This window comes from Sphingomonas sp. Leaf412, assembly GCF_001425405.1.
GTDB lineage: Bacteria > Pseudomonadota > Alphaproteobacteria > Sphingomonadales > Sphingomonadaceae > Sphingomonas.
This window is the reverse complement of record NZ_LMQP01000001.1, coordinates 503,641-518,540: the sequence shown is the minus strand read 5'-3', so window position 1 is coordinate 518,540 and position 14,900 is coordinate 503,641. Positions and strand designations below refer to the sequence as shown.

The following is a 14,900-nucleotide window of genomic DNA, read 5'->3' as shown; positions in this document are numbered from 1 at the left end:
CCCCGCCCGCCGCGCCGCCGCCAGCAGGCGCGCGGTCGCCGCGACGTTGATCGCCGCGAACGTCGCGCGGCTTCCCCAGGGCGACGACAGCGCGGCGAGATGGAATACGGTATCGACGCCCCGGCACAAGTCGTCGGGCAGCGGACCGGTCAGGTCGAGCGCGACGATATCCTCCCCCGCCCTCGGCCGACGCCCGGTGGCGCGCACGCGCCAGCCGGCATCGTGCAGGGCGGGCACCAGCGTCCGCCCCAGCCCGCCGGTCGCCCCCGTCACCAGCGCGACGCGCGTCACCACCGCAGCACCATGCCGCCCAGCGAGATGCCCGCCGCACTGCCGATCAGCAGCACCGTCGCGCCGGGCACCAGCCGCCCCTGCCCCCGCGCGACGTGCAATGCGTGGGGCAGGCTGGATGCGACCTGGTTGCCGTTCGCGGCGAAGATATCGACCACCCGCGCGGGGTCCCCGCCCATGACCCGGGCGAGATGGTCGATCGCGGCGCGGCTCGCCTGGTGCGGCACCACGACGTCGATCTGTTGCGCGGACACCCCCGCCGCCGCCAGCAGGCGCGACAGGAAGCCGGGGAAGAGCCGTGCGGTCGCGCGGTACAGCGCCGGGCCCGCCATGCGGAAACGGCTGGCGTCCAGGAAGGCGTCGCGGTCCCCGAACGGATCGACCCGCGTGCCCCCCGCCTCCAGCGCGCACAGATCGGCATGGTCGCCGTACGTCTCGAACCGGCTCGCCAGGATACGCAGCGTCCCCGGTCCGATCGCCAGCGCCGCGCCGCCGTCGCCGAACGTCGCCGCCAGCGCCGCATCGGCCGGATCGATCGCGCGTCGCGGCAGGTCCGCCCCCGCGATCAGCACGCGTCGCCACCGCCCCGCCGCGATTCCCATCGTCGCCACGTCCAGTGCCACCAGCGCGGACAGGCAGGTGGCATTCACGTCGAACGCCGCGATCCCGGCATGTCCGATACCCAGCCGCCGCTGGACCAGCGCCGCCGTGCCCGGGATCGGTTGCTCCATCACGCTGGACGCGCCGATGACCGCGTCGACATCGCCCGCGGACCAGCCCGCCGCGTCCAAGGCGTCGCGCGCGGCGGCGGCGGCCATCGCGGAGGTGGTGTCCGCCGCCCGCGCGACCGGCCGCCCGCCCGCGCGGTGCGCTGGCGTGAAGACCCCGGTCCCGGCGAGCGCAAACGTCATCGCGCGCGATCATGCGCCGTGACGACCCGAAACCGCAACCTCCCCTCCCCGATCGCGCGACGCCGCGACCCCCGCCCGGCATCCGGCCTAGTCGTTCCGATTATGGTCGCCGCGCGCCGGTCGTGGGACAGATCGTGGCGAAACCGTTCGTGAAAGAAGACGCGCGATGCTCGATTCGGTCCGCCAGGTCGCCCCCCAGATCCCGGTGCAGCAGCCGCTTCCCCCACGGGTGTCCACCACCGGCGCGGCGCCCTATGTCGCGGGCTGGAACCCGCCCGCGCCCACCCCGGCGCCCGCCCCGGTGGCGGCGCCACCGCCCCCGGCCGAATCGGGCGGCTTCTTCGGCAGGCTGGGTTCCGCGATCACCAGCGGGGACGTCCGCGGCGTCGCCAGCACCCTGCGCGACGGCATCGGCGATGCGGCCGAGGCGGGGAAGGACGGTATCACCGGCGCGGTATCCTTCACCGGCGAGACGATCGGCCGGGGCGCCGATTTCGCGCGCAGCCACGTCACCGGCGACGATTTCGTGTCGCAGGGCCTGCGCGGCGCGATCTCTACCGTCGAATCGACGACGCGATTCTCGGTCGGCGTCACGGGCGGCGTGTTGCGCGAGGGCGTCGGGCTGGTCGGCAGCGTCGGGCAGCTGGGCGTGACGCTGGCGGAGACGCAGGTGTCGGCCGAGGCGCGGCAGGAACTGGGCGAATCGGTGGTCGGCGCGGTCGGCGCGGCGGGCGAATATGTGTCCGCGGGCATCCGCGATCCGGGGAAGGTCGGCAGCGACCTGAACGGAGCGTGGAACGCCACGACCGATTTCGCAGGTCGCACCGCGGACCGCTACGGACAGGCGCTGGCGGAGGGACGGACCGAGGAGATCGGCATGGATGTCGGCGCGGTCGCGACCTATGTCATGCCCGTCGGCGGCGGCCCCGCCCGCGCGCTCCTGGGCGCCGGTGCGCGCGCCACGACGGAGGGCGTCGTGCGCGGCGGCACCACGCTGGCGGCGCGCGAGGGCGGCGAGGCGATCGCCGCATCCGTGGCGCGCGAGGCCGCGCCCGGCGTCACGCGACAGGCCGCGAACGACGTCGGCCCCGCGTTGCGCGCGGCGAACGACATCGCGCCGCCCGTCGTCCCCAACGGCCGTCCGACGATCGTCCCGGACGTGCCGCCGTCGCCGCTGCATGCGCGCGCGCAGATGGCGGAATATGTCTATGGCCGCGGCGAGCTGCCCGTGGGCACGACCAAGGTGGCCGACGCGGCGGAGCTGCGACGGCTGAACCTGACGCCGCAGATGCTCGATCGCGGCGCCTTCCACGCGGAGGTCTACCGCAGCGGGGAGGCGGGGGCGGAGGCTTATACCATCGCCTTCCGCGGATCGGGCGGGCGCGCGGGCGACTGGGTCAGCAACGGGTTGCAGGGCGTCGGCCTGCCGTCCAATCATTATGCCCGCGCGCTGGAGATCGGGCGCGCGATATCCCGCACCGATGCGTCGATCCCGGTCGAATTCGTCGGCCATTCGCTGGGCGGCGGGCTGGCATCGCATGCCGCCAATGCCGCGGGGCGCGAGGCGACGACCTTCAACGCCGCGGGCCTCCACTTCATCTCGCAGGCGCAGGGCCGCGCGGTGGCGGCGGAGGCGGGCGTGGGCCGCGCCACGGTGGACAATTACGCGGTCCCCGGCGAATTCCTGACCACGGCGCAGCATCACCTGTCGCCGCTGGTGCCGCGCGCGTTCGGGACCACGCACGCGCTGCCCGGCATCGCGCCGGAAGGGGCGGGGTTCCTGGCGCAATACGGACCGCTGGCGCCGATCAACCGCCACATGATGGACTGGGTCCTGGCCAGCACCGCAGGACGCTGAGCCCGGCTTGACTCGGGCGCATCGCCCCCCGATGCCGCCCCTTCAGCAGCCGGGGAGCGCCGCGTGGACGGGATCGCCTATCATCTGTTCGTCGACGGCGCGGACCTGCCCGATCCGCGCGACCTGCGCACCGCGCCGGGCGTCGGCGGGTCGGGCCGCGACCTGATCGACGCATTGCTCGTCGCGGACCTTCCGCGCGTCCGCCTCCTGCTCGAACGGGACGAGGCGCTGGCCGGTCTGGTCGCGGACGGCCGCTCGCTGGCGGAGATCGCGGTCGCGACGGGCGACGCGACGCTGCTGCGCGAGGTCCTGTCGCACGGCGCGCCCGCGGACGGCACCGCCGACGACGGCGCGCCGCTGGTGCTGGCGGTGCAGGCGAACGCCCCCGACCTGGCGTGGGTATTGCTGTCCGAAGGCGGGGCCGCCGCGGCACCCGTGGGCGCACCGCTGGAGCCGGTGCGCGCCGCGATCGCGCAGGGGTCCGCGGGCGGCGTCCGCCTGCTGCTGGACCATGGCCTGGACGCCGACGTGCGCGACGAACTGGACCGCCGCCCGCTCCACGTCGCGCTCGACATGGAGCGGTTCGGGATCGCCGAGCTGCTGCTGGACCGCGGGGCGGACCCTTTCGCGGTCGATGCCGCGGGCGCCAACCTGGCCACCGCGCTCGCGACCCCGATGGTCACCGACGACGCGGAAGAGGCGGCGGCGCGCGATCGCCTGCGGGCGCGGCTGCCCGCGCTGGGCTGGCCCGACCCCGCGCCCGTGCCGCGCGACCTTCTCGCCCGCGTCGCGGACGGTCGCTGGCCGCCGCGGCGATAGGCTACATCTCGGGATCGCCCAGCGCCTCGCCCTCGGTGTCGAAGACGTCGCGCAGGCTGAGCCAGCAATAGACGAACAGCGCGACGCAGGCCGCGCCCGCGACCAGATACGGCAGGGGGTGGTGCAGTTCGTACAGGCCCACCCCGATCGACGGCCCCAGCACGAAGCTGGCGCCGTTGATGCTGGTGACCTTCCCGGCGACTGCCCCCTGCGCATGCGGCCCGACCGCGAGGCTGGACCCGGCGGTGAAGCCCGGCCGCGTGAAGCCGAAGCCCAGGCTGGCGAGCGCATAGGCGGTGGCGATGCCGTACAGCGACGTCGCCATCCCCGTCAGCGCGGTCCCCGCCGCCGCCAGCACCAGCCCGACCAGCACCAATGCGCGCGGCTTCAGGTTCAGCGTCGGGATCAGCCCCCATTGCGCCAGCAACGCCGCGCCCGCGCCCATCATCAGCACGATGCCCGTCGGCTCCAGCGCCTGCGCCGGGGGCAGGTTCATGCGGTCGATCACTAGGAAGCCGATCGCCTGGCCCGTCATCGCCTGCGCATGGCCCATCACCAGCCCCGCGATCATCCACGCGCGGATGCGCGGATCGCGATAGCCGACCTTCTCCCCGCCCTTCGGTTCGGTTGCGGCCTTCACGCTGGCGCCGCTGGACTGTCCGCCGATCGAGGGATAGGCGCTCGCCGCGCCGTGCACCCCCGCCGCGATGCCGCGATCGTCCTTCAACACGCGTTTCACGGTCACGAACACCGCCACGCCGAAGATCGCGAACACGAACGCGGGGCCGGACAGGCCCACCTCGACGTCGCCGACGTGGCCCAGGATCAAATAGGGCGCGATCGCGGGGCCCAGGATGGTGCCCAGCCCGAACGCGCTGGCCAGCAGGGTCAGCGCGCGCGTCCGCTCCTCGCGCGTGGTGTTGCCCGCGACCAGCGCCTGCACCGCGGGCGGCGCGGCGGCGCCGAAGCTGCCGTAGATCAGGCGGCCAAGGATGAAGAGCAGGAAGGCGCTGGTCCCGCCGATCCAGCCGTTGATCCCGGCGGCGAGGAACACGCCGCACAAGGTCAGGCTGACGCAGAAGCCACCCATGCCCAGCAGGATCATCACGCGCCGCCCGTGGCGATCGGACCGGTTGGCCCAGAACGGCGCGGCCAGCACCCACAGCAGCGCCGATACCGAAAAGGCCGCCGCCACCGCCGAATCCGCGACGCCCAGCGAGCGGCCGAGCGCGGGCAGGACGGATTGCAGCGCGGTATTGCCCGCCGCGATCGTCAGCATCACGAGGAACATCAGGGCGAAGCTGCGGTCGAAATTGCGCGTCACGCCGCCGCTCTCCTGTCCCGGTTTCCGCTCGTCCGTCCCGATTAGGCACTTGGGAGCCGGGCGCAAGGCCGCTATGGCAACCCCGTGGCTTCTGCGACGTTGGGCTTTATTCGGGCCGGCGGTTTGTCGGAACCCGATCGACGTCACCGGGGAGTTCCGCCTTTTCCATGCCCAGCTCGACCAACGCCCTGCGGCGGGACCGCACCAAGGCCGCCGGCGTCCCTTCGCCCTGGCAGATGTTCTTCGCCGGCTTCCTGAAGCACCCGGTCATGGTGGGGTCGATCATCCCGTCGTCGGACCGGCTGATCGCCAAGATGCTCGGCCCCGTCGACTGGGCATCGTGCAAGCTGTTCGTCGAATACGGCCCGGGCGTCGGCACCTTCTGCCGCCCGATCCTGGAGCGGATGGCGCCCGATGCGGCGTTGATCGCGATCGACACGAATGCGGACTTCATCCGCTACCTCGACCATTCGATCACCGATTCGCGCTTCTCCGCCGTCCACGGCTCGGCGGCGGACGTGGAGCGGATCGTGGCCGAGCACGGCCATGCGCATGCGGACTACGTCCTGTCCGGCCTGCCCTTCTCCACCCTGCCCCCCGGCGTCGGCCCCGCGATCGCGCAGGCGACGCACGACGTGCTGCGCCCCGACGGCGGTTTCCTGGTCTATCAGTTCAGCCCGAAGGTCCGCGATTTCATCGCGCCGCATTTCCAGCGGATCGACCACGACATGGAATGGTGGAACGTGCCGCCCGCGCAATTGTACTGGGGCTGGAAGGACTGAGGCGCGGCGCGTCCGGACCCGACAGCCAGCAGTCGATCCCGGCATAGCCCGCGAACCCCAGCGCCGCGACCGCGCGGAAGCGGCGTTCCGTCATCCCGCCCAGCGCGATCGCGACCACGGGTAGCCCGCGGGCGATCCCGGCCGCAGCGGCGCGGGACGCGGCCCGCGCGCCGGGATGCGACCGCGTGGCGAACAGCGGCGAGACGAACAGCAGGCGTGCACCCGCCGCCGCGCCGCGCATCGCCTCCGCCCGGTGGTGCGCGGGCCATGTCACCAGGCCGCGCCCGCGCCGCCCGTGCACCCCCATCTCCCCCCGCATCGCCGTCGCGCCCGCGCGGACGAGCAGCAGGTCGCGCCGTCGCGCCACGCGCAGCACGCGCGCGAACAGCGCCCGCCGATCGGCCGGGGGCGTGTCGTGGTGCCGGAACACCACGCCCCCGCCGCGCGGCAGCCGTTCCAGCGCGCGCCACAATCCCTCCCCCATCCGTTCGTCGGTCATCAGCCAGCGGGTGGGCAGGGAAAGGTGGCGGCGCGACATGACGCCCCGTATAGCGCGCGCCATGACCGCTGCCGACCGCCTGTCCACCGTGTGTGACCGTATCGCCGCCGCCGCAAAAGTCGCGCGGCGCGACTTCGGGGCGGTCACGCTGATCGCGGTGTCCAAGACGCAGGGCGCGGACGCGATCCGCCCGCTGCTCGAGCACGGGCAGCGCGACTTCGGCGAGAATCGCGTGCAGGAGGCGCAGAACAAATGGCCCGCGCTGCGCGAGACGTTCCCCGACGCGCGGCTGCACCTGATCGGGCAGCTGCAATCGAACAAGGCCGCCGACGCGGTCGCGCTGGCCGATGCGATCCACAGTGTCGATCGCCCCTCCCTCGTCGCCGCGCTGGCGCGGGCGATGGATGCGGGCGACCGGCGGCCCGCGTGCTTCGTGCAGGTCAATATCGGTGACGAGCCGCAGAAGGGCGGCTGTCCGATCGCGGACGTCGCCGCGCTGCTGACGGCGGCACGCGCGGCGGACCTGCCCGTCGCGGGGCTGATGTGCCTGCCGCCCGCCGACCTCGAACCGGCGCCGTATTTCGCGCTGCTGGCGAAGATCGCGCGCGACCACGGGCTGTCGGGGCTCAGCATGGGCATGTCCGACGATGTCGAGACCGCGGTGACGCTGGGTGCGACGCATGTGCGCGTCGGTTCCGCGCTGTTCGGTCCGCGCGCGTGAAGGTCGACGCGATCCTGTTCGATTTCGACGGCGTGTTGATCGAGAGCGAGGCGTCGGGGAACGCGCATATCGCGGAGTACCTGACGCGCAGCGGGCATCCGACGACGCGCGAGGAATCGATGGCGCATTTCATGGGTTTGTCGGGTCACGACTTCCTCGCCGCGATCGAACGCTGGATCGGGCGTCCGATCCCCGACGATTTCGCCGCGGAGCGCGAGGCGGAGAACGTCCGGTGCATGGCGGACGGGATCGATGCGGTCGCGGGGGCGGTGGCGTTCGTCCGCGCGCTGCCCGCCGACCTGCCGCGCGCGATCGTCTCGTCCAGCCGGCCGCCGTGGCTGCACCGCCACCTCGATCACATCGGCCTTGCCGATGCGTTCGGCGACCATGTCTATTCGGGCGCGGAGCATGTAGCGCGGGGGAAGCCGGCGCCGGATCTCTACCTCCACGCCGCTGCGCGGCTGGGCGTGCCGATCGAGCGGTGCGCGATCATCGAGGATTCGCCGGTCGGCGCAACGGGCGCGGTGGCGAGCGGGGGGCATGTCATCGGGCTGGTCGCGGGCGCGCATTGCGGGCCGGGCCATGCCGATCGGCTGCGCGCGCTGGGCGTCCACGCGATCGCGACCGACTTCGACGAGGTGGCGCGGCTGTTGGGTTAAGCCTTTGGTGTCAGTCCCCCCGATCACGTCCGTCCCCATCGAACCCGTTGTGCTCCCGCGAAGGCGGGAGCCCGGACCGGGTCCCCGCCTTCGCGGGGACATACGGAACCAGGCGTCGACGTCAGATACGAGGATCCGCTCGATCATCCTACGGGGCGGCGCGAGTCACGCCCCGATCCGCAGCGGATCGCGGCGTTCCACGTTGCGGGGCAGCAGCAGGCGCAGTTCGCGATTCGCGAAATCGATGTCGACGCGGCGGAACAGCTTCAGCGCGTCCATGCCCAGCAGGATGGCGGGGCGATCCTCCAGCCCGAAGGCGCGGAACGGCGCGGCGTCGGCGAAGGCGATCGGCAGGCCGCGCAACGTCGCGCTGCCGATCTGCATTTCCGGCACGCTGACGTAATCGGCCACCACCTCTCCGCCCAGCACGCTGGTGAAGACCGCGGGGGCCAGCCCCTTCGCGCGGCGGGTTATCAGGCGGCGCAGCGCGAGGTTGCCCATGCTGACGCTGGTACCGGTGTCCAGCACGACGCGGACGCGCTTCCCCATCACCTTCGCATCGGTCACGACCAGCTGGCCGAACAGGCTGCGTGCCTGGATCACGATCTCGTCCGGGGCGCGGGAACGGCGGCGGTCGCGGCGGACGGCGGGGGCGACGGTCATCGTCCGGCGATCGAAATCGATGCCGAGCGAATGGCCCTGCAACGTGTCGATCCCCAGCATCCCCGGCGCGCCCAGATGCTGCGCCTCCAGCGCGGGCGCCTCGATCCGCTCGCCCGCCAGGATGCTGACCGACAGCGACGGGATGATGACGGTGTCGACCTCCCCCGACCCCGACATCGCGGTCAGCCGGACGCGGCGCCCGGCGGGCAGGCCGAGGCGGCGGGCGAGCTGGCGCGAGATCACGCTGCGCTGCGCGCCGGTGTCGACGACGAAGGCATAGGGGCCCGCGCCCGCGATCGAGACGGGGACGGTCATGCGCTGTTCGACGTCGGTGAAGACGAGATCGTCGCCCGCGGTCCCGGCGACGGGATCCGCCACCTGCGCCGATACCGGCACGGCGATCAGGGCGAGCGCGAGGGCAAGCCATCTCTCCATCGCGCGAGGGTACGCCCGATCCGGCACTTTCCCTAACGAATTCCGGCCCAAGCGCATCAATCGGGCGCCATCGCCTCGCGCGCCAGTGCCTCCGCCTCCACCAGCAGCGCGTCGTCGGCGCTGCCCGTCGCCACCTTCTCGCGCCCGATCAGGACCAGCACCGGCACCGCCAGCGGCGAGACGCGCGGCAGGTCGACGTGGACCATCGTGTCCGCCGCGCGATCGAGCAAATTCCCCAGCCGCCCCACGTCGGTCATCCGCGCGCGCGCATCCGCCCACGCGGCCTGCAACAGGACGTGCCCCGGCTCGTATTCGCGCAGCACGTCGTAGATGAGGTCGGTGGAGAAGGTGACCTGCCGCCCCGTCTTCCGCTTCCCCGGCACCTGCCGCTCGACCAGCCCGCCGATGACCGCGACCTCGCGGAACGCGCGCTTCAGAAGGTGCGAGCGTTCGACCCATTCGACGAATTCGTTCTCAAGAATGTCGGCGGAGAACAATGACGCGGGATCGGTGATCGGTTCCAGCCCGTAGCAGGCGATGGCGTAATCGTTGGCGACGAAGCCCAGCGGCTTCAGCCCCTGCGTCTCCATCCGCTTCGTCACCAGCATGCCGAGCGACTGGTGCGCGTTCCAGCCCTCGAAACTGTAGGCCACGAGGTAATGCCGCCCCTCGCGCGGGAAGGTTTCGACGAGCAATTGCTCGGGCCGGGGCAGCGTGGAGCGGCGTTCCTGGATCTCCAGCCATTCGCGCACGTCGGGCGGGAAGCGGTGCCATTCGGACGGCGTGGCGAGGAAGCCGCGGACGCGGTTGGCGAGGTTCGTCGACAGTGGCATCCGGCTGCCGCCATAAGTGGGGATGCGCGCGGGGCGGCTGGTGGCGCGGACGATCAGGTCCTCGGTGTCGATCTTCTCCACCTCCAGGCTCATGCCTGCGAAGAAGAAGGTGTCGCCGTGCGACAGCGTCGCGGCGAAGCCCTCCTCCACCTTCCCCAGCGCGCGGCCGTTGCGGAAGCGGACCTTCAGCATCGTCGCCTCGACGATGATCCCGGCGTTCAGCCGGTGCTGCGCGATGAATTTCGGGTGGCTGACCCGCCATTTCCCGTCCGGATCCTGCGTCAGCCGCTTGAAGCGGTCGTACGCCTTCAGCGAATAGCCGCCGTCGCGGATGAAGCCGAGCACCGAATCGAACAGGTCGTCGGTCAGCGCCGAATAGGGCAGCGCCGAGCGGACCTCGTCCAGCATGTCGTCGCGGTCGAACGGCGCGGCGCAGGCGCAGGCGACGAGGTGCTGCGCCAGCACGTCGAGCGCGCCCATGCGGAAGACGTCGGCGTCCAGTTCCCCCGCCTCCACCGCGTCGAGCGCGGCGCGCGCCTCCAGATATTCGAACCGGTTGCCGGGGACGACGATCGCCTCCGACGCCTCGTCCAGCCGGTGGTTGGCGCGGCCGATCCGTTGCAGCAGCCGCGACGACCCCTTGGGCGCGCCCATCTGGATCACGCAATCGACATCGCCCCAGTCAACGCCCAGGTCGAGGCTGGCGGTGGCGACCAGCGCGCGCAGCTTCCCCGCCGCCATCGCCCCCTCGACCTTGCGCCGCGCCTCCTTTTCGAGGCTGCCGTGGTGGATGCCGATCGGCAGCTGCATGCTGTTGGCCTTCCACAGGTCCTGGAAGATCAGCTCGGCCAGGCTGCGCGTGTTGCAGAAGACGATCGAGGTGCGGTGAGTCTCGATCTCCGCCATCACCTGTTCCGCGGCATAGCGGCCCGAATGGCCCGCCCAGGGGATGCGGTCCTGCGGCAGGAGGATCGCGATATCGGGGTCCGCGCCCGGCTCCCCCGTCACCAACGTGACCGCGTCGATGTCGCCGTCGGGCGCCAGCCATGCGCGATAGCCGTCCGCATCCGCCACGGTCGCGGACAGCGCGACGCGGCGCATGGCGGGCGAGATCCGCTGCAACCGCGCCATGCACAGGTTCAGCAGGTCGCCGCGCTTTCCCGTGGCGAAGGCATGGACCTCGTCCACCACGACCGTCCTGAGCCCGGCGAACATCGTCGCGGCGTCGGGATAGCTCAGCAGCAACGACAGCGATTCGGGCGTGGTCAGCAGGATCTGCGGCGGTTTCACCCGCTGTCGCGCCTTGCGGTCCGACGGCGTGTCGCCGGTGCGCGTCTCGACGCGGATGTCGCTGCCCATCTCCTCCAGCGGGGCGAGCAGGTTGCGCTGGATATCGACCGCCAGCGCCTTCAGCGGCGAGACGTACAAGGTGTGCAGGCCCTGCGTCGGCGCCTCGATCAGCTCCGCCAGCGTCGGCAGGAACCCCGCCAGCGTCTTGCCCGCGCCGGTGGCGGCGATCAGCAGCGCATGCTCGCCGCGCCGCCCCGCCGCCAGCATGTCCAGCTGGTGCCGCCGCGGCGTCCATCCGCGCGTGGCGAACCAGTCGGTCAGGGGTTGGGGGAGATCGGTCACTCGGCCCCGATATGGGATCGGCGAGCGGACGGAGGAAGGGGAGCGGGCGAGTCGCCGGTACGGGGCGGGCGCGGAAGTTCACGAAGTTGACGCCACACCCGGAGTGGAAACGTCCCCGCACGCCGGTCCGCAAGGAACGGGCGCGGCAGGAGCGTGACGGCGGGCATGTCGCATCCTCTCATGTCCGGGCGATGTAGGACAGCGTGGGGTGCCGGGCTGGCGTCATTGCGAGCGCAGCGAAGCAATCCAGTGTCGCGCACGGAACCCTGGATTGCTTCGCTACGCTCGCAATGACGGATGGCGGGTCGAGCCTTTCCCTTCGTCGCTCCACCCCCATATCCACCAATATGGCAAAGCTAGGCGACTGGATCGAACCGCATCCGCACGGCATCTACGTCCGCCCCGCCGACGCCTGGGTCGATCCGTCGACGCCGCAGGCGCGGGCGCTCGTCACGCATGGGCATGCCGATCATGCGCGCGGGGGCCATGCGCGGGTGTGGGCGACGCCGGAGACGCTGGCGATCATGGACTGCCGCTACGGCCCGCAGGCGGGGGTGCCGGTCGCCTATGGCGAGACGATCCGGTTGGGCGAGGTGGACGTCGGTTTCGTCCCCGCGGGGCACGTGCTGGGATCGGCGCAGATCGTGCTGGAGCATCGCGGCGAGCGCGTCGTCGTGTCGGGCGACTACAAGCGCCGCGCCGACCCGACCTGCGCCCGGTTCGAGCCGGTCAAGTGCGACGTGTTCATCACCGAGGCGACGTTCGGCCTGCCCGTGTTCCGCCATCCCGATACGGGGGACGAGATCGACAAGCTTATCGCCGCGCTGCACGCCAATCCCGATCGCTGCGTCGTCGTCGGCGCCTATGCGCTGGGCAAGGCGCAGCGCGTTATCGCGGAATTGCGCGAGCGGGGGCATCATGCGCCGATCTACATTCACGGCGCGTTGCAGAAACTGTGCGACCTGTATGCCGACCATGGCGTGCGGCTGGGCGAGCTGATCCCCGCGGCGGGGGTGCCCAGGGCGGCGATGCAGGGGCATGTCGTGATGTGCCCGCCCGGCGCGCTCAACGACCGCTGGTCGCGCCGCCTGCCCGATCCGATCACCGCGATGGCGAGCGGGTGGATGCGGGTGCGCCAGCGCGCGCGGCAGAAGAACGTGGAGCTGCCGTTGATCCTGTCGGACCACGCCGACTGGGACGAGCTGACCGACACGCTGCTGGAGATCGCGCCGAAGGAGGTGTGGGTGACGCACGGGCGTGACGACGCGCTGGTCCATTGGTGCATGACCCGCCAGATCAAGGCGCGCGCGCTGGCGCTGGCGGGGTTCGAGGACGAGGACGACTAGGCCGCGACCTGCCGCGCGTCGGCGGTCAGCAGCCAGCGCATCGCCGCCGCATGATCGGTGAAGAAGGCGACGTCGTGGTCGATCCGCCGCCCCAGCGCGCGGCGCAGCTGCACGCGGGCGAGCGAGGTGGCGACGACGAAGGCGAGCCGGCGCGAGCGGAACGACGGGTCCGCGAGGACGGCGCCGAACGCGGCGACCATGTCCTGCGCCTGGATGCTGATCGCGCTGATATCGGTCAGCGACAGGTGTCGGTTGGGGCCGCAGCGCAATTGCCGCGCCGCCACCGCACGCGCGGCGAGGAAGCGGCCCAGCGTGTCGGCGTCGAAGAAGCCCGCAAGCCGCATGACGACCAGATCGCGATCGGCATCCACGACGATGTCGAATGTCCCGTTCATTCCGCGGTCCTAGCCGGAACCGCCTTCGCTTCGGTTAACGCCGCGGGCGCGCAATAATCTGGTGCGATCCGCGCGGCTTGCACGTAAGGATAGCTTACGTATCCACAGCCAAGAGATCGTCCCGATGTCGTTCCGCCTCACGGCCTGCCTGATCGCCCTCGCCGCCCCGCCCGCCGCGGCGCAGGACAGGAAGCCCGTGAAGACCAACGCCGAGATGCAGAAGGAGGCGGTCGAGGCGGGCTATGCCAACGCCCCGGTCGAAGAGCGCGAGGAAAGGACGAAGGGCGCGGTGACCGTGGCGGGCAAGAGGCTGGGCTATACCGCCACGGCGGGCACGCTGACCGTGCGCGACACGGAAGGGAAGCCGACCGCGTCGATGTTCTACACCGCCTATACGCTGGACGGGACGAAACCGGGCAAGCCGGGCGTGAAGGGGCGCCCGGTCACCTTCTTCTACAACGGCGGGCCGGGCAGCCCGACGTTCTGGCTGCACATGGGATCGTTCGCGCCGGTGCGGTTGCAGACGGGCAATCCGGAATCGATCCGCCCCGCGCCGTACGATTTCGGGCCGAACCCGTACACGTTGCTGGACAAGACCGACATGGTCTTCCTCGACGCGATCGGCGCGGGCTATTCGCGGCCGCTGGGCGACGCCAAGCCGTCGGCTTTCTACGGCACGGACGAGGATGCCGACGTCTTCGCGAAGGCGCTCATCCGCTACGCCAGCAAGTACGGCCGGTGGAACAGCCCGAAGTTCATCTTCGGCGAAAGCTACGGCACGTTGCGGTCGGGCGCGCTGGCATATCAGTTGCAGGACCGGGGCATGGCGCTGAACGGGGTGGTGCTGCTCAGTTCGATCATGAACTACGGCTATCGCCAGCCGGGGCTGGACCAGGTGTATCTGAACTATCTGCCCAGCTATGCCGCGACCGCATGGTATCACAACCGCCTGCCCAACCGCCCCGCGGACGTGGCGACGGCGGTGCAGCAGGCGCGCGACTATGCCCACGGGCCGTATATGGCGGCGCTGGCGAAGGGGCAGAACATCTCCGACGCGGAGGCCAATCAGGTCGCGACCCAGCTGTCGCAGCTGATCGGGCTGTCGCCGGATTTCATCCGCCGCGCGAACCTGCGCGTCGACCTGCCGCGGTTCCAGAAGGAATTGCTGCGCGGGTCGCGGCAGACGATCGGACGGTTCGATTCGCGCTATACCGGGGTCGACGCGGATGCGGCGGGGGAGCGGCCGGAGACGGACGCGTCGTCGGACGCGATCTCGGGCGCGTTCATCGCGACGTTCCACGATTATGTGACCCATACGCTCGGCTACAAGACCGACATGCCGTACCGCCTGTCGGCGCGCGATGCGGACGGGTGGACGTGGAACTGGAAGCATCGCTCGCCGGGTCAGGGGCAGGGCGGGCAGCAGAACAATCCCAATACCGCGGTCGACCTGGGCGCCGCGATGCGCGCGAACCCGTATCTCCAGGTGCTGTCGATGAACGGATGGTACGACATGGCGACGCCGTTCTTCGGCGCGGAGAACGACCTGGCGCACATGATGCTGGAGCCGGCGCAGCGGCCGAACCTGCGCTTCACCTATTACCCCGCGGGGCACATGACATACCTGAACCCCGAGGCGCTGGTGGCGATGAAGCGGGACCTGTCGGACTGGTACGACCGGGCGGTGGCGGTGGCGCGGTCGGGCACGCCGCCGGTGGCGCCGAGCGTGTCG

14 protein-coding genes are annotated in these 14,900 nt (G+C 71.4%); 7 read left to right on the top strand and 7 right to left on the bottom strand.

Features of this window, described 5'->3' with window-relative positions; genetic code table 11:
• Window positions 1–291 (bottom strand): NAD-dependent epimerase/dehydratase family protein (locus ASG29_RS02355; protein ID WP_156457880.1); only part of this gene is annotated, 291 nt, incomplete at its 3' end.
• The gene (locus ASG29_RS02350) at window positions 288–1,202 is read right to left on the bottom strand and encodes a 3-oxoacyl-[acyl-carrier-protein] synthase III C-terminal domain-containing protein (protein WP_055979548.1); all 915 of its coding nucleotides are present in this window, start codon (window positions 1,200–1,202) and stop codon (window positions 288–290) included. The genes ASG29_RS02355 and ASG29_RS02350, both read right to left, overlap by 4 nt.
• Before the next feature lie 166 nt (window positions 1,203–1,368).
• Between ASG29_RS02350 and ASG29_RS02345 the strand changes: the two genes are divergently transcribed.
• Window positions 1,369–3,060 carry a hypothetical protein gene (locus ASG29_RS02345; RefSeq protein WP_055979545.1) on the top strand — a complete coding sequence of 564 codons (1,692 nt, stop codon included), beginning with the start codon at window positions 1,369–1,371 and terminating at the stop codon, window positions 3,058–3,060.
• A gap of 63 nt (window positions 3,061–3,123) precedes the next feature.
• Complete coding sequence (locus ASG29_RS02340) at window positions 3,124–3,879, top strand: ankyrin repeat domain-containing protein (protein ID WP_055979542.1); 756 nt, start codon at window positions 3,124–3,126, stop codon at window positions 3,877–3,879.
• 1 nt (window position 3,880) lies between these two features.
• Here the strand turns inward: ASG29_RS02340 and ASG29_RS02335 are convergent, their stop codons facing one another.
• Window positions 3,881–5,170, bottom strand: coding sequence for an MFS transporter (locus ASG29_RS02335; RefSeq protein ID WP_055979540.1), 1,290 nt, complete (start codon window positions 5,168–5,170; stop codon window positions 3,881–3,883).
• A gap of 200 nt (window positions 5,171–5,370) precedes the next feature.
• On the opposite strand from ASG29_RS02335, the gene ASG29_RS17360 reads away from it, so the two are divergent.
• Window positions 5,371–5,985: a class I SAM-dependent methyltransferase gene (locus ASG29_RS17360; protein WP_055979537.1), complete on the top strand. Its 615-nt coding sequence runs from the start codon at window positions 5,371–5,373 to the stop codon at window positions 5,983–5,985.
• Here ASG29_RS17360 and ASG29_RS02325 read toward each other — a convergent pair.
• Window positions 5,897–6,523 carry a thiamine phosphate synthase gene (locus tag ASG29_RS02325; protein ID WP_082515562.1) on the bottom strand — a complete coding sequence of 209 codons (627 nt, stop codon included), beginning with the start codon at window positions 6,521–6,523 and terminating at the stop codon, window positions 5,897–5,899. The genes ASG29_RS17360 and ASG29_RS02325 overlap by 89 nt on opposite strands.
• A 22-nt stretch (window positions 6,524–6,545) precedes the next feature.
• Here ASG29_RS02325 and ASG29_RS02320 point away from each other — a divergent pair, with 22 nt between their 5' ends.
• Together ASG29_RS02320 and ASG29_RS02315 are read left to right on the top strand one after the other, a co-directional pair.
• A complete protein-coding gene (locus tag ASG29_RS02320) occupies window positions 6,546–7,205 on the top strand; it encodes a YggS family pyridoxal phosphate-dependent enzyme (protein WP_235532733.1) in 660 nt (219 codons plus the stop codon).
• Window positions 7,202–7,864: an HAD family hydrolase gene (locus ASG29_RS02315; RefSeq protein WP_055979531.1), complete on the top strand. Its 663-nt coding sequence runs from the start codon at window positions 7,202–7,204 to the stop codon at window positions 7,862–7,864. Before ASG29_RS02320 ends, ASG29_RS02315 begins: the two co-directional genes overlap by 4 nt.
• 165 nt (window positions 7,865–8,029) lie before the next feature.
• Here ASG29_RS02315 and ASG29_RS02310 read toward each other — a convergent pair whose 3' ends face one another.
• Both ASG29_RS02310 and ASG29_RS02305 read right to left on the bottom strand, forming a co-directional pair.
• Complete coding sequence (locus tag ASG29_RS02310) at window positions 8,030–8,962, bottom strand: retroviral-like aspartic protease family protein (protein WP_082515561.1); 933 nt, start codon at window positions 8,960–8,962, stop codon at window positions 8,030–8,032.
• Window positions 8,963–9,018: 56 nt separating this feature from the next.
• A complete protein-coding gene (locus tag ASG29_RS02305) occupies window positions 9,019–11,427 on the bottom strand; it encodes a ligase-associated DNA damage response DEXH box helicase (RefSeq protein WP_082515560.1) in 2,409 nt (802 codons plus the stop codon).
• 347 nt (window positions 11,428–11,774) lie between these two features.
• On the opposite strand from ASG29_RS02305, the gene ASG29_RS02300 reads away from it, so the two are divergent.
• Complete coding sequence (locus ASG29_RS02300; RefSeq protein ID WP_055979526.1) at window positions 11,775–12,773, top strand: ligase-associated DNA damage response exonuclease; 999 nt, start codon at window positions 11,775–11,777, stop codon at window positions 12,771–12,773.
• Here ASG29_RS02300 and ASG29_RS02295 read toward each other — a convergent pair.
• Window positions 12,770–13,168, bottom strand: a complete 399-nt coding sequence (locus ASG29_RS02295; protein ID WP_055979524.1) for a hypothetical protein — start codon at window positions 13,166–13,168, stop codon at window positions 12,770–12,772. The genes ASG29_RS02300 and ASG29_RS02295 overlap by 4 nt on opposite strands.
• A gap of 124 nt (window positions 13,169–13,292) precedes the next feature.
• On the opposite strand from ASG29_RS02295, the gene ASG29_RS02290 reads away from it, so the two are divergent.
• Window positions 13,293–14,900: S10 family peptidase (locus ASG29_RS02290; protein WP_156457877.1), on the top strand; the 1,608-nt coding region annotated here is incomplete at its 3' end.